This window comes from Mesorhizobium sp. B2-4-1 (assembly GCF_006442185.1).
GTDB lineage: Bacteria > Pseudomonadota > Alphaproteobacteria > Rhizobiales > Rhizobiaceae > Mesorhizobium.
Genome location: NZ_VFVN01000012.1, coordinates 26,647 through 40,995 on the forward strand (window position 1 = coordinate 26,647; position 14,349 = coordinate 40,995).

15 protein-coding genes are annotated in these 14,349 nt (G+C 63.6%); 5 read left to right on the forward strand and 10 right to left on the reverse strand.

What is annotated here, in order from left to right:
• Positions 1-122: 122 nt before the first annotated feature.
• Both FJ949_RS25370 and grpE read right to left on the reverse strand, forming a co-directional pair.
• Complete coding sequence (locus tag FJ949_RS25370; RefSeq protein WP_140500230.1) at positions 123-755, reverse strand: trimeric intracellular cation channel family protein; 633 nt, start codon at positions 753-755, stop codon at positions 123-125.
• 119 nt (positions 756-874) lie between these two features.
• Positions 875-1,510: a nucleotide exchange factor GrpE gene (grpE, locus tag FJ949_RS25375; protein ID WP_140500232.1), complete on the reverse strand. Its 636-nt coding sequence runs from the start codon at positions 1,508-1,510 to the stop codon at positions 875-877.
• A 239-nt stretch (positions 1,511-1,749) separates the two neighbouring features.
• On the opposite strand from grpE, the gene FJ949_RS25380 reads away from it, so the two are divergent.
• Positions 1,750-1,950 (forward strand): hypothetical protein, encoded by a 201-nt coding sequence (locus FJ949_RS25380; RefSeq protein WP_140500234.1) that lies wholly within the window; start codon positions 1,750-1,752, stop codon positions 1,948-1,950.
• A 165-nt stretch (positions 1,951-2,115) separates the two neighbouring features.
• On the forward strand, positions 2,116-3,138 hold the full coding sequence (locus tag FJ949_RS25385) for a fatty acid desaturase (RefSeq protein WP_140500460.1): 1,023 nt from the start codon (positions 2,116-2,118) through the stop codon (positions 3,136-3,138).
• 107 nt (positions 3,139-3,245) lie between these two features.
• Here the strand turns inward: FJ949_RS25385 and FJ949_RS25390 are convergent, their stop codons facing one another.
• The 5 genes from FJ949_RS25390 to cysG form a co-directional block, all read right to left on the reverse strand.
• On the reverse strand, positions 3,246-3,779 hold the full coding sequence (locus tag FJ949_RS25390; protein WP_140500236.1) for a DUF934 domain-containing protein: 534 nt from the start codon (positions 3,777-3,779) through the stop codon (positions 3,246-3,248).
• 161 nt (positions 3,780-3,940) lie between these two features.
• The gene (locus FJ949_RS25395) at positions 3,941-4,705 is read right to left on the reverse strand and encodes a phosphoadenylyl-sulfate reductase (protein ID WP_140500238.1); all 765 of its coding nucleotides are present in this window, start codon (positions 4,703-4,705) and stop codon (positions 3,941-3,943) included.
• Positions 4,680-6,350: a nitrite/sulfite reductase gene (locus FJ949_RS25400; RefSeq protein WP_140500240.1), complete on the reverse strand. Its 1,671-nt coding sequence runs from the start codon at positions 6,348-6,350 to the stop codon at positions 4,680-4,682. The genes FJ949_RS25395 and FJ949_RS25400 overlap by 26 nt, the downstream gene beginning before the upstream one ends.
• A 48-nt stretch (positions 6,351-6,398) precedes the next feature.
• Positions 6,399-6,692, reverse strand: a complete 294-nt coding sequence (locus FJ949_RS25405) for a DUF2849 domain-containing protein (RefSeq protein WP_140500242.1) — start codon at positions 6,690-6,692, stop codon at positions 6,399-6,401.
• Positions 6,689-8,134 (reverse strand): siroheme synthase CysG, encoded by a 1,446-nt coding sequence (gene cysG, locus FJ949_RS25410; protein WP_140500244.1) that lies wholly within the window; start codon positions 8,132-8,134, stop codon positions 6,689-6,691. Before cysG ends, FJ949_RS25405 begins: the two co-directional genes overlap by 4 nt.
• A 432-nt stretch (positions 8,135-8,566) precedes the next feature.
• On the opposite strand from cysG, the gene FJ949_RS25415 reads away from it, so the two are divergent.
• Together FJ949_RS25415 and FJ949_RS25420 are read left to right on the forward strand one after the other, a co-directional pair.
• Complete coding sequence (locus FJ949_RS25415) at positions 8,567-9,016, forward strand: host attachment family protein (RefSeq protein WP_140500246.1); 450 nt, start codon at positions 8,567-8,569, stop codon at positions 9,014-9,016.
• A gap of 215 nt (positions 9,017-9,231) precedes the next feature.
• The gene (locus FJ949_RS25420; protein ID WP_140500248.1) at positions 9,232-11,034 is read left to right on the forward strand and encodes a cation:proton antiporter; all 1,803 of its coding nucleotides are present in this window, start codon (positions 9,232-9,234) and stop codon (positions 11,032-11,034) included.
• A gap of 102 nt (positions 11,035-11,136) precedes the next feature.
• On the opposite strand, the gene FJ949_RS25425 is transcribed toward FJ949_RS25420, so the two are convergent.
• Both FJ949_RS25425 and FJ949_RS25430 read right to left on the reverse strand, forming a co-directional pair.
• Positions 11,137-11,574: a VOC family protein gene (locus FJ949_RS25425; RefSeq protein WP_140500250.1), complete on the reverse strand. Its 438-nt coding sequence runs from the start codon at positions 11,572-11,574 to the stop codon at positions 11,137-11,139.
• Positions 11,575-11,664: 90 nt separating this feature from the next.
• Positions 11,665-12,474, reverse strand: a complete 810-nt coding sequence (locus tag FJ949_RS25430; RefSeq protein WP_140500252.1) for a helix-turn-helix transcriptional regulator — start codon at positions 12,472-12,474, stop codon at positions 11,665-11,667.
• A gap of 143 nt (positions 12,475-12,617) precedes the next feature.
• Between FJ949_RS25430 and FJ949_RS25435 the strand changes: the two genes are divergently transcribed.
• Positions 12,618-13,538, forward strand: coding sequence for a zinc-binding dehydrogenase (locus tag FJ949_RS25435; RefSeq protein ID WP_140500254.1), 921 nt, complete (start codon positions 12,618-12,620; stop codon positions 13,536-13,538).
• 27 nt (positions 13,539-13,565) lie between these two features.
• Here FJ949_RS25435 and FJ949_RS25440 read toward each other — a convergent pair whose 3' ends face one another.
• Positions 13,566-14,318, reverse strand: coding sequence for an SDR family oxidoreductase (locus tag FJ949_RS25440; RefSeq protein ID WP_140500256.1), 753 nt, complete (start codon positions 14,316-14,318; stop codon positions 13,566-13,568).
• Between the last annotated feature and the right edge of the window lie 31 nt (positions 14,319-14,349).

Consider the following 14,349-nt stretch of genomic DNA (forward strand, 5'->3'; position numbering starts at 1 on the left):
AGTAGTCAGTAGTCAGTAGTCAGTAGTCAGTAGTCAGTAGTCAGTAGTGAAGACATCATAATTTACACCTACTGATTAACCCTAATCACTACTCACTACTCACTAGTCCCTAATCCCTTCTCTCACGAAATATCCTCCGGCCGCCTGCCGGGCCGGCTCTTGTAGGACGCAAACGACCAGCCGAATTTGAGCGCGCCGCCGCGCACGGCGAATGCCGCGGCGAAACCGGCCAAGCCTGACACGATCTGCGGCAGTCCGGCGACATCGCCCAATGTGAAGATCGACGCGCCAACCAGGGCGGCCGTAACATAGATTTCCGGCCTCAGCAGCACCGAAGGCTCCCCTGCCAGCACGTCGCGCAGGATGCCGCCGAATGTGGCGGTCAGCACGCCGGTGATGACGGAAACGACCGGCGAACCGGTGATGGCCAACCCTTTGGCCGCACCCATCACCGAAAAAGCGGCTAGCCCGACGGCGTCGAGCCAGAGCAGCCACTTCCAGCGGGATTCGACACGGTGTGCGCTGAAAAACACCAGCACCGCAACCGCCGCGCAGATCAGCACATAGCTGGAATTGGCGATCCAGAAAACCGGCAGGTTAAGGATGACGTCGCGAAGAGTGCCGCCGCCGATGCCGGTGACGCACGCCAGGAAAAGGAAGCCGATAACGTCGAGCTGCTTGCGCGACGCGGCAAGCGCACCTGTCGCCGCGAAGACCGCAACGCCGGCATAGTCGAGAAGCGCGATGGGGTTCAAGGGCGGGACCAGGGAGTAAGGCAGCAGGGGAGTAGGGGAGTATGTTTAGCACGAAGCCGTACTCTTGATACGCCCCTTAGTGCCTTAGTGCCTTAGTGCCTTATTCCCTATTCCCCTAACTACGCGTCCTTCTCCGCCTGCTCGTTGACGGGCCCCGGCTCGACCGGCGCTTCGCCGGCGGCGATTTTCGGGCCGCCCTTGGCAACGCCGACCATGGCCGGGCGCAGCACCCGCTCCCCGATCGAATAGCCCGGCTGCACGACCTGCACCACCGTGTTGGCCGGCACATCGGGATTGGGCACTTCGAACATGGCCTGGTGGAAATTGGGATCGAACTTCTCGCCTTCCGGCGCGAGCTTCTTGACGCCGTGCCGCTCCAGTGCGGACAGCATGGCACGCTCGGTGAGATCGACGCCGTCGATCAGCGCCTTGAAACCCGCATCGCCGGACGCCTTGGCCTCGGCGGGAATAGCGTCCAGCGCGCGGCGCAGATTGTCCGAAACCGACAGCATGTCGCGGGCGAAGTTCGCGACCGCATAGGTACGCGCGTCATGCACGTCGCGCGCGGTGCGGCGACGCAGGTTCTCCATCTCGGCCGCAACGCGAAGCGCCCTGTCCTTCAGCTCTTCATTCTCCTTCAGGAGCCGCACAACCGCTTCATAATCGCCATCGACGCCACCTTCCGTGCGCTCGGCATTGGCTTCGGTCGCCTCAATTTCGTCGGGCGCGCGTTCGTCTTTTGCCTGGTCGCTCATCGCCGTTTCCCATCATCTCGAATAGTGTGGATTTTGAGCCCGATATCGAGGTTTGGTGGGCAAAAATCAAGGGGTAAGCGAAGGCACGCGCCCAGCCGTTCAAACCGAATGGCGATCAGTGCGATGCTTCGATTTTAATTCAAACTTTACCATAGCTTCCACCTTTGCTTGCCCCGGCGGCGCGATCGGGGAACCATTTGCTGGCTGGAGGATTTTCGAACCGACACAGGATTTTTGAAATGACACCCCGCGACAAGGGCGAAAAGAAAGATCGGATCGCCGCCGAAATCCGGCGCCAGCTAGGCACGGCGGCGGTGAGACGCTTTCTGCATGCGCTGCCGGCCTTTCGCGCCGAGAAAGACATTCCCGACCGCTTCCGGGACCAACTCGAACGTCTCGACGGCCTGGAAAACAGCATGGCTGGCGGCGCGCGCCATTGATGCATGTGACCGGATGCGATCCGGGTTGGCAGAGTTGCAAGGGTTAGAACAGAACCTGAAGTCGCGGCCTGGATCGAGGATCCCGCGCCCCATCGCGACAATTACGCGCGGTAATTTCTCGTGATTAGCCTTGCGGGAGCCGGGCCCCTCCGCCTATGCTTCATGATGAACATGATTTCCCCTGAGACTGCCGCCAACAGCAAGCGCGCCTGGTTGAAGATCCTGGCGCGCTACAAGAAGCCGGACAGGCGGCGCAGCGCCGTCGAACTGGCGATCACCCTGATCCCTTTCGCAGCACTCTGGGCGCTGTCCTCGATCGCCTTTGCCTATGGCCATTGGTGGGGGCTGGTGCTGATCTTGCCGGCGGCGGGCTTCCTGGTGCGGATTTTCATGATCCAGCACGATTGCGGGCACGGATCTTTCTTCGCCAACCGCACCGCCGATGACTGGATAGGCCGCGTCCTGGGCGTGCTTACGCTGACGCCTTATGATTGCTGGCGGAGTGCTCATGCCACCCATCATGCCAGCGCGGGTAATCTCGACGAGCGCGGCGTTGGCGATATCAAGACGTTGACGGTCGCGGAGTACCGGCGGATGTCCTGGAGAGGTCGCCTCGCCTATCGTCTCTATCGCCATCCCCTGGTCATGTTCGGACTGGGGCCGATATGGCTCTTCATCTTCGAGCAAAGGCTGCCGGTCGGGATGATGCGCGGTGGCCTGAAGCCCTGGGTATCCTCGATGGCCACCAACCTCGCCATCGTTCTGGCAGCGTCGATCCTGATATGGTTCGTCGGTATTGGCGCTTTTCTGGTCGTCCACCTGCCGATCGTCATCCTTGCCGGATCCGCCGGCATCTGGCTGTTCTATGTCCAGCACCAGTTCGAGGAGACCGAATGGGCGAAGGACGATGAGTGGGAGTTCCAGCGTGCCGCCTTGCACGGATCCTCCTATTATGACCTGCCGCCGGTGCTGAACTGGTTCACCGGCAACATCGGTGTCCATCATGTCCATCACCTCTCCGCGAAGGTGCCAGGCTACCGCCTGCAGGAAGTGCTGCGCGATTATCCGGAACTGCGCGGCATAGGCCGCATCACCCTTCTTGAGAGCCTGCGCTGCGTCAAGCTGGCGCTGTGGGATGAAAACAGCGGCAAGCTGGTGTCGTTTCGCCAGGCACGGATGGCGGCGTAGCCATCTTCTGCCTGGCTCTGCTGTCCCCGATCCGCCGGCGGCACCTCCTGTCGTCGTGACGGGAGAGGACAGGCGGCCGCAAACCTGTCGCTGGAAGTGTCGTGACGTCAGCCGGCACGCAGCCGACGCCAGGAGTATTTTGGTCCCTTGGGCTTCGGCACGGCGGCAGGCTGGTAGTAGAGTCCCAATCCGCCGGTGCGGCCTTCGTCCAGCCGCTTCAAGAGCACGGGATTGGAGATTTCGAATTCATCGAAACCGAGCCGCAGCATATGCGGCAGTTGGTCGACCAGCACCTGGCCGGTGGCGCGCACGGCACCTTCGAAATGATGTCGGCTGCGCAGCAATTCGCCCTTTGAGAAGGAGCGGCCATCGCTGAACGACGGAAAAGCCAGCGCCACCAGCGACAGTTGGTCGAGCAGGCCAGCAATCCTTTCGAGCTGATCGCCGGGTTGCAGCACGACACCGATCCTTTCCTTGGCCGACCGGCGCACCTCCGGATCGAGATCGAGAAACGCCTGCAGCGGCAGGATGAAGCGGCCATTGCCGGACAGCGCTTCCGCGCCTTCGGCATGAGCCCACTCATCCTCCCGAAAACCCGTCGGGGTCCAGAGGCGGGTCTCCGGTATCGTCGGTTCAGTCATCGAAATTTCCTAAAATTCAAAGAGCTCAAGGGGGTGTGGAGATTCAAGCAGGCCCGAGTCGAAAACGGTAGCTTCCGAGAGCCGGAGCGGAGCGTACTTGTAGTACGTGAGCCCCCGAAGCCGCCGTTTGCAGGCCGGCCTCACCTGAATATCAGCATACCCTATAACGATGCGTCGGTCAGCGACTTCTCCAGTCCCGACAGGTGAATGCCGCACTCGGTCTTGGCATGGCCGGCCCAGCGGCCGCTGCGCGCGTCCTCGCCCGGCTGCACCGGCTGGGTGCACGGGAAGCAGCCGATCGACAGATAGCCATAGGCGACCAGCGGATTTTCCCGCAGTGCATGCGCGCGCATGTAGTCCGCCTGGTCCGACGTCGTCCAGTGCGCCAGCGGATTGATGCGGATACGTGGGCCGACCGCCTCGAACACCGGAAGTGCTGCGCGCGTCGAGGCCTGGAAGCGTTTGCGGCCGGTGAACCAGGCGCGGAAAGGCGCCACGCCCCGTGCCAGCGGCTCGACCTTGCGCACGTCGCAGCAGGCGTCGGTGTTGGTCTGGTGCAGATTGCCGGTCGGATCGATCCGCTCGAGTGCTGCCTCGTCGGGCTTGATCACCTGGATGTTGGTCAACCCGAAATCGGCGACCAGGGCGTCGCGATAGCCGAGCGTCTCCTCGAAATGCTTGCCAGTATCGAGAAAGATGACCGGCAGCGAGCGATCGACTTCGGAAATCATGTGCAGTAGCACGGCCGAATCGGCACCGAAGGAAGACACCGCGGCAATCTCATCGTGAAACAGGTCGCCTGCCGCGCGTTCGATGATGTCGAGCGGATTCAGGTGGCCGTAAAGCGCGTCAAACCCCGCCGCTTTGGCGGCGATGCCGTCATCGGCGTCGACGATAGGGTCAAGCGGCCTTGGCTTCGCCAGCATAGAGCGCCTCCTTGAACGGCGCGGGACCGACACGGCGGTAGGCGTCGATGAATTTCTCTTGTGAGTTGAGCCGAAGGCCGAGATAGGTCTCGACGATCTGCTCGATGGCGTCGGTGATCTCTTCCGACGAGAAGCCGCGGCCGATGATCTCGCCCACCGAAGTGTTCTCGTCGGCCGAACCGCCAAGCGTCACCTGGTACAGCTCGGTGCCTTTCTTTTCGACTCCGAGAATGCCGATATGTCCGACATGGTGATGGCCGCAGGCATTGATGCAGCCGGAGATCTTCAGCTTCAACTCGCCGATCTCGCGCTGCCGCTCCAGCGAGGCGAAGCGACGCGAGATCTCCTGCGCGATCGGGATCGAACGCGCTGTGGCCAGCGCGCAATAGTCGAGGCCCGGGCACGAGATGATGTCCGATATCAGGTTCGAATTGGCGGTCGCCAGGCCGATATCGACCAGCGCGTCATAGACCGCCTTCAGGTCGGCGCGCGCCACATGCGGCAGGATCAGGTTCTGCTCGTGGCTGACGCGCAACTCGTCGTATCCATACTTCTCGGCGATATCGGCAATCGCTTCCATCTGGCTGTCGGTCGCATCGCCCGGCACTTCGCCGATACCCTTCAGCGAGATGGTCACCGCCGCATAGTCGGGGTGGCGATGCGTCACCACGTTCTGGTCGAGCCAATCCGAGAAGCCCTTGGAATCGAGGCGTGCCAGCTTTACAGCCTCGTCGCCGTCCGGCCGCGCGGTCAGCGCTGGTGGCGCGAAATAGGCGTCGATGGCGCGGATGTCTGCTTCCGGCAGCTTCAACTCGGCGTCCTTCAATTGCTGCCATTCCGCCTCGACCTGGCGCGTGATCTCCTCGACGCCGGTCTCGTGGACCAGGATCTTGATGCGCGCCTTGAACTTATTGTCGCGGCGGCCATGCAGGTTGTAAACGCGCAGGATCGCCGTGCAGTAGGACAAAAGGTCGGCTTCCGGCAGGAAATCGCGGATCTTCCTGGCGACCATCGGCGTGCGCCCCTGGCCGCCGCCGACATAGACGGCGAAGCCGAGCTCGCCGGCCGCGTTCTTCTTCAGGTGCAGGCCGATGTCGTGGGTCTGGATGGCGGCGCGGTCGCGCTCCGCGCCGGTTACCGCGATCTTGAACTTGCGCGGCAGGTAGGAAAACTCCGGATGAACAGATGACCACTGGCGCAGGATTTCCGCATAGGGACGCGGATCGGCGACCTCGTCGGCCGCCGCACCCGCGAAATGGTCCGCGGTGACGTTGCGGATACAATTGCCGCTGGTCTGGATGGCGTGCATCTCGACACTCGCCAGATCGGCCAGGATCGCAGGAATGTCGGACAGCGCCGGCCAGTGGAACTGGATGTTCTGGCGCGTGGTGAAATGGCCGTAGCCCTTGTCGTATTTGCGCGCGATGTGGCCGAGCATGCGCAACTGCTTGCTGTTCAGCGTGCCATAGGGCACCGCGATGCGCAGCATATAGGCGTGCAATTGCAGGTAGACGCCGTTCATCAGCCTGAGCGGCCGGAACTGGTCCTCGGTGATCTCGCCGGCGAGCCGGCGCTGGACCTGGTCGCTGAACTCGGCGACGCGGGCCTGGACAAAATCGTGATCGAACTCATCGTAGCGGTACATGCTTCGTCTTTCAGGGCGCGTCCGCCCGTGTTCACTTCTGGTCTGGGCTTACGCCGCCCGGGAGGCCTGCTTGCCAAGATCGTTGCGAATGGTCGGGCCCGCGGCGCGGATCTTCTCGCGCAACCGCACCGGCTCGACAACGCCGTTCACGATTTCGGCATCGATGAGGTTGACGTCGAGGACTTCGTTGTCGGCGTGGGCCTTGGCACCGATCGCTTCCAGGCGATCCTCGGCCGCCTTGTCATGGGCGAGGTCGGCATGGTCCGCCCTCTCGGCCCAGCCGCCGTCTGCGTACCAGACGGCGATGCCGTCGGCGAGCCGGTTGGCGGTCAGTATCTTCATTGCTGAACTCCCTCGGTGGCAGCTATGGGCGCACCTTCATGCCTGTGTGCCGCGAGCGGTTCGGACCGTTCGAAATTGGCGCCGGCGACCGCATCGCCGATGATGGTCATGACCGGACCTGAGAGATCGGCGCGCGCTTCCAACGACGGCAGGTCGGCAAGCGTGCCGTGGAAACGGCGGCGATTGCCGAGGCTGGCATTCTCGACCACGGCTACCGCCGTATCGGGCGAAAGCCCGGCCTCGATCAGCCGGCCGGCAATCTCCGCGGCCACCGAGCGGCCCATATAGACAGCAACGGTGGCACCCGAAATGGCAAGCTTGGCCCAGTCGGGCAGCGAATTGCCCTTGAGATCATGACCGGTGGTGAACACCATCGAGGAGGAAACCCCGCGCAGCGTCAGCGGCAATTCGAAATCGGCGGCGGCAGCGAAAGCAGCGGTAACGCCCGGAACCACCTCATAGGCGATGCCGGCATCACGCAGCGCCGCCATCTCCTCGCCGGCCCGGCCGAACACCAGGGGATCGCCCGACTTCAGCCGCACCACACGCTTGCCTTCGCGGCCAAGCTCGACCAGCAGCGCATTGATCTCGGCCTGGCTCTTGGTGTGACAGCCCTTGCGTTTGCCGACCGCCAGGCGCTCGGCGTCGCGTCGGCCCATGGCGACGACAGCCTCCGGCACCAGCGCGTCGTGGACGATGACATCGGCCTCCATCAGCAGGCGATGCGCACGCAGCGTCAAAAGGTCCTCGGCACCGGGGCCCGCGCCAACCAGGGCGATATGGCCTGAAGCGGATGCCGCCGAACGCAGAAGATCGGCGGCTGCGTCATGCGCCTGCGAAAGCTTGCCAGCTTCGACGGCGCGCGCCGGCGCACCGCCGAAGAACTCGCTCCAGAACCGGCGGCGCGAATTGCCCCTGGGCAGGCTTTCAGCGGCGGCCCGGAACGACGCGGCGAGAGCCGCCAGCCTGCCCAACGAAGGCGACAGCATGCGGTCGATGCGGGCACGCAGCATCTGCGCCAGCACCGGCCCAGCGCCTTCCGTGCCGATGGCGATCGCGACCGGTGCGCGATTGACCAGCGCCGGGGTGAAAAAATCGCAAAGCTCCGGCCGGTCCACCGCATTGACGGGGATGCCGAGCCGGCGCGCATCCTGGACAACGCGCCGGTCGAGCGCCTCATCGCCGCTGGCAGCGAACACCATCACCGAGCCTTCCAGCCGGCTCGCCTCATAGGCCGCGATGTGGGTGGCGCCACTCTGCGCGATGAAGCCGAGCATGTCCGGTGAGGCGCTCTCCGCGACGATGCGCAGCGTAGCGCTGGACTGCCCAAGCAATCGTGCCTTGGCCAACGCTTCGTCGCCGCCGCCGACGATCGTTACGGCTTCGTCCTCGACCCGTACGAAGACGGGGAAGGCATTGAGCTTGGGGGCGGGCTGCGGCATGGATACGAACGGAATCCTGATCTGGTCTTCACTTCTACGCGTGGGCGCGAAAAAGCTGAAGAAACCCACTCGCGCATCACCTTCCGGGATGCAATCGCTTTTTCTAAAGGGCCGCGGCCAAGAGAAAAATATTCCACCTTGTTGCGGAGACCGGCATCAAGCCGCTGTCGCGGGCCTTGATTTCTCCTCTTTTTTGGGCCGAACGCGCTTTATGACAAAACCGTTTTTTCTAAATTCTACTAATTTAGTAGATTAAAGCTGCCTGGCGGTCGTGCGCGCGCCTCCACCTCGACGGAGCGTCCGTATGACCTGGCTTTTTGGCTGGAACATTACCGGATCGAGGCGCGTTCCTTCCGCATGCGCAATTCAAAATCATACCTGGCCGCGGCGTGAAGCCAAGCGTGGCGGCAGCGAAGGAAGGAGCCCGGCGTCATGAGCGCGATCAAGTTGAAGCACGGCATCTGGATCATGGTGGCCGACGGAGAAAAAGCGCTCTTCCTCAGAAATGCAGGTGACACCAAATTTCCGAACCTCGAAGTGGTGCAGGAAGTGAGGCAGGACAACCCGCCAACGCGCGAGCAAGGCAGCGACAGTCCCGGTCGCTACAATGACGGTCCCTCGGTTCACCGCAGCGCGGTCGAGGAGACGGATTGGCATCGGATCGGCAAGGAGCGCTTTGCCGACGAACTCGCCGAACGGCTCTACAAGCTGGCTCATCGAGGCTCTTTTGACGAAATCATCCTCATCGCGCCGCCGCTCGTGCTCGGCGCGATGCGCAAGATCCTGCACAAGGAAGTCAGCGACAAGGTCAGCGCGGAAATTCCCAAGACGCTGACCAACCACGCGGTATTCGAGATCGAGGCTCTGTTGCGGGCAGCTTGATCGTTGCCTATCGAGCGCCGCCATTGCGGCGCATGATTTCGGCTGACCTCGGATTCCGGCTTGCTTGCCCACCGGCGAGGTATTTGTCGCTTCACCGGCAATTCCCGGTTTTGCGGGGTTGCGTGGCCGACACCCAATCCACCATATTGCAAACAGGCGGCGGCTTCGGGCGGCGCATATCCTGCATCGCTGGCTTGAAAGGCGCTCCATAGACAATGCCGCATGACACTCCCCTTATCGCCACCATCGTAGCCGGTCTGGGGCTCGCTTTCGTCTTCGGCGCTCTCGCCAACCGCTTCCGCATTCCGCCGCTGGTCGGCTATCTCGTGGCCGGCGTGCTGGTTGGGCCGAACACGCCCGGTTTCGTCGCTGACGCCGGCCTTGCCAATGAGCTCGCCGAAATCGGCGTCATCCTGTTGATGTTCGGCGTCGGCCTGCATTTTTCGCTGAAGGATCTCCTGTCGGTCCGCGCCATTGCCGTGCCCGGCGCCATCGTTCAGATCGGCTTTGCCACGGCACTCGGCGCGGGGCTTTCCTGGATGCTCGGCTGGTCGGCGGGAGCAGGACTGGTCTTCGGCCTGGCGCTGTCGGTGGCCTCGACCGTGGTGCTGCTGCGCGCCCTGCAGGAGCGCCGCCTGATCGAGACCGAGCGCGGCCGCATTGCCGTCGGCTGGCTGATCGTCGAGGACTTGGCCATGGTGCTGGCCCTGGTGCTTTTGCCAGCGCTTGCCGGCGTGCTTGGCGGCCAGGAGCAGGCGGATGCCCATGCGAGCGGCCTGCTGTCGCTGCCCGCGAGCTACGGCATCTGGGGTGTCGTCGGCATCACGCTGGCCAAGGTCGCCGCCTTCGTCATCGTCATGCTGGTGGTAGGCCGCCGCGTCATTCCCTGGATCCTGCACTATGTCGCCCATACCGGCTCGCGCGAGCTGTTTCGGCTTTCGGTGCTGGCGATAGCGCTTGGCGTCGCCTTCGGCGCGGCCAAGCTGTTCGGCGTCTCGCTGGCACTGGGCGCTTTCTTCGCCGGCATGATCATGAGCGAGTCCGAACTCAGCCACCGCGCCGCGGAGGAATCGCTGCCGTTGCGCGATGCCTTCTCGGTGCTGTTCTTCGTCTCGGTCGGTATGCTGTTCGACCCGTTCAGCCTGTTCAGCAACGGCTTGCCGATTCTGGCAACGCTCGCCATCATCGTCGTCGGCAAGTCGCTGGCGGCCTTCCTCATCGTCGTCGCCTTCGGTTATCCCCTGGCGACGGCGCTGATGATTTCGGCGAGCCTTGCCCAGATCGGCGAGTTCTCCTTCATCCTGGCCGAACTCGGCGTCGGGCTGAAACTGCTGCCCGAACAGGGGCGAGACCTCATCCTGGCGGGCGCCATCCTGTCGATCGTGCTCAACCCGGTGATGTTCCTGGTCATCGACTGGATGAAGCCATGGCTCGAGGCCCGCGCCGCCAGGACGGCGCCGCCTGTTGAGCCCAAACCGGTCGGCCCGGCGACGGAGCCCGGCCAGGTGGCTTCCGTCGCCTCGGCGGCGAAGCAGGAGGATGGGCCGCCGCCAAGAACGGCCCTCAGCGGCCACGCTATCCTGATTGGTTACGGCCGTGTCGGCAGTCTCGTCGGCGCTGCGTTGAAGGAAGCCGCCCTGCCCTTCCTGGTGGTCGAGGATGCCGACAAGACACTGGTGAAGCTCAGGGCCGAGGGCATCGAGACCGTGGCCGGCAACGCCGCCAATGCCGAAGTGTTTGCAGCCGCCAATCCCGAAGGCGCAAAACGGCTGATCCTGGCCATCCCCAATGCCTTCGAGGCCGGTCAGATCGTGCTGCGTGCGCGCGCCGCCAATCCCGCCATCAATGTCGTCGCCCGCGCCCATTCCGATGCCGAGGTCGAGCATCTCAAGGGGCTCGGCGCCGATACGGTGATCATGGGCGAACGCGAGATCGCGCGCGGCATCGTGGAAGAGGTGCTTGGTCACAAGCCGCGGGCGGCTGAACCGTCCGCCTACACGGAACTAGTCCGTGCTTAGCGAGAACGCGGCCGACCGTGGAGGGCGGGACCTCGAACAGGTGGGGCGGCCTTGGACGCGCCCGCTGACATCGGCCACTCCTGCCATTTCTTCGTATTGCGCTTAACCGAGTTCTTGGGCGAGTCCGATGAGCAACCCCTCAGGCCCACGGATGTAGCAGAGCCGATACACGTCTTTATACTGGACTACTTCGCCTACGAGCTGCGCGCCGCGCGTGCGGAGCCTTTCAAGCGTCTCGTCGATGTCATCCACGGTGAACATGACGCGCAGGTACCCTAGGGCGTTGACCGGGGCGTTCCGGTGATCTGCGACGACAGGCGGCCTGAGGAAGCGGGAGAGCTCGAGCCGGCTATGGCCGTCCGGTGTGCGCATCATGGCAATCTCGACATGCTGATCGCCCAGTCCGGTGACACGTCCGGCCCATTCTCCTTCGATCGTGGCCCGTCCTTCAAGCTCGAGGCCGAGTTCGCGAAAGAAATCAACCGCCTCTCCGAGGTCTTCGACGACGATTCCTACGTTGTCCATCCGCTTGAGCGCCATGTTTCCATCTCCAAGGTGTCGTTCGAATCTACAAGGCGTCGCCTGGTCCAACAATGGATGCTCGAGGTGCTCCGCCTGCAGCCAGGTTGATCACGCCACGAAGGCAGAGCCGCCATTTTGCGCGACGCTGCCGAGGTATTTTGCCGGCGGCTTGCCAAGCGCCTTCTTGAACATGGTGATGAAGGCGGTGACGGAATCATAGCCGAGATCGCCGGAGACCTGCTGCACGCTCGCACCGGAGGCCAGTTCTCGAATTGCGACGATCAGATGCAACTGCTGGCGCCAGCGTCCGAAGCTTAAGCCAGTCTCCTTCACGACGAGACGGGCGAGACTGCTCTCGCTGAGCGCAACCCGGCTGGCCCATTGCGACAATGTGCTGCGGTCGGCGGGATCCTGCGCCAACGCTTCGGCGATCCGCCTCAATCGTGGCTCGGATGAGATCGGCAGATGCAGCCGCTGGACAGGCATGCGCGGCAGCTCGGCAAGCAGCATCCTGATCAAAAGCGCATCCCTCGCCTCATCATCCCCCACGCCATCGGACAGTTCGATGATCAGTTCGCGCAGCAGCGGCGAGACCGAAAGGGTGCAGCACCGGTCCGGCAATTCGGCGGCTCCCGGCTCGATGTAGACGAAGAAGATCCGGGCGTTGGCGGTCGCGATATTGCTGTGCTCCATGTCGCCGGGAACCCACACCCCGCAATGCGGCGGCACCATCCACAGGCCGCTCGGGACGCGGCATGTGACGCCACCGCCGAGCGCGAAGACGAGTTGGCCTTTGCGATGCCGATGGGAGGGGACTTCGGCCTTGGTTTCGGTAACGTCGACGCGCACGGCGATTGCCGGTGCGAGGACGTCATCCACATTGAAATCGAGCCATGGGTAGCGAAGAGGTTGTCTCATGATTGACGGCTTTTAGCGATTAAACGCCAGGATAGCTAAATTCCTCAAGTTGGGAAGTCGATAGATTCCAGCTTGCCTATGCACCCGGTTGATCAGGATGCCACCGCGCTTTGCGTCCACAAACCAGCAGGAAGGTACGTCCCATGCGCGCCCTAGTCATGTCTTCCGACAGCCCCACCGGACTGACGCTTGCCGAGGTCGAGGACCCTCGGCCTCTCGCAAACGAGGCGCTTGTCTCGGTCCACACAACCTCGTTGAATCGCGGCGAATTGCGCCTGCTCACCATACGCCCGGACGGCTGGATACCCGGCCAGGACATCGTCGGGATCGTCGAACGGCCAGCGGCCGACGGCTCCGGGCCAGCCGTGGGCGCCCGGGTCGCGGCTCTGGTCGACCAGGCGGGCTGGGCCGAACGCGTCGCGGTTTCGACCGACCGCCTCGCCGTCCTGCCGGATGACGTCAGCTTCGTTTCCGCGGCCACGCTTCCGGTCGCGGGCACGACCGCGCTCAGGACTTTGCACCATGGCGGCGACCTTGCCGGCCAGCGGGTCCTGATCACCGGCGCAAGCGGTGCGGTCGGCCGTTTCCAGCTCCAGATCGCGCGCGAACAGGGCGCGAGCGTGACCGCGGTCGCGGCCTCCCGGCATGGCGAGGATCTCCGCCGCCTGGGTGCCGGGCAAGTCGTCGAGTCGATCGAACTGGCTGAGGGGGCGTTCTCGCTGATCACCGAGTCGGTCGGCGGCCAAAGCCTCGCCCACGCGATCGAACGCGTCGCTCCTGGCGGGACGATCGTCATGTTCGGCTCGAGCAGTGGCGAACTCACGCCAATTGGGTTCCGCCAGTTCGTTCCGGGTCACGAGGGGGCGAGGCTTCAGACTTTCGCCTACTACACGTCTGGCGCGGGCATTGGCTCGGACATCGCCTCGCTGCTCGCTCTCGTTGCGGCCGGCCGGCTGGAAACCCGCGTCGCCCTGACCATGCCATGGACCGACATCGCCCAAGCCCTGGACGCTCTGCGACAGCGCAGCTTCAGCGGCAAGGCCGTTCTCACCATGACCGGATGAACGATCCCTAGGCTGAGACCTGCCCCATCACACGTGCTGGCCGCCATTAATGTGGATTTCCGAGCCGGTCACATAAGACGCCTGCCCGGAGCACAGGAAGAAGATGATGTCGGCGACCTCGGCCGTGGTGCCCAGCCGCCTGAGCGGAATGGTCTCGACGATCTTGTCCGTGCCCGGCGACAGGATCGCGGTGTCGATTTCGCCCGGCGCAATGGCGTTGACGCGGATCCCGTGCGGGCCGAAATCATGCGCCATCTCGCGCGTCAGCGAGCCGAGCGCCGCCTTGGATGTCGCATAGGCGGTGCCGGCGAAGGGGTGCACCCGGGTGCCGGCGATCGAGGTGACGTTGACGATCGACCCTTTCGCCGATGCCAGTTCCTTGAACAGCCCGCGCGCCAGCATGATCGGCGCGAAGAAATTGACCTGGAACACGTCGCGCCAGACATGCATCGGCGTGTCGATGGAGTTCATGCGGCTGTTGCCGTCCTTGAGCTTTGGCGAAATGCCGGCGTTGTTGACCAGCGCGTGCAGCTGCCCGCCATGCGCCTCGAGCCGGTGGCGGATTTCGGAGACGGCGATGCCGACATCCTCCTGGTCGGCGAGATCGACCTTGATGTGGTCCTCGGGCCCGGCCGGCCACGGGCAATCCTCGGCAAACGCCTGGCGCGAGCAGGTGATGACGCGCCAGCCCTCGCGCGAGAAACGCTTGACCGTGGCATGGCCGATGCCACGGCTGGCGCCGGTCAGCACAATGGTCTTCCTGGTGTCGATCTCTGCCATGTCGGGAGGTGTAGCCGAACGGTGTGGCGCT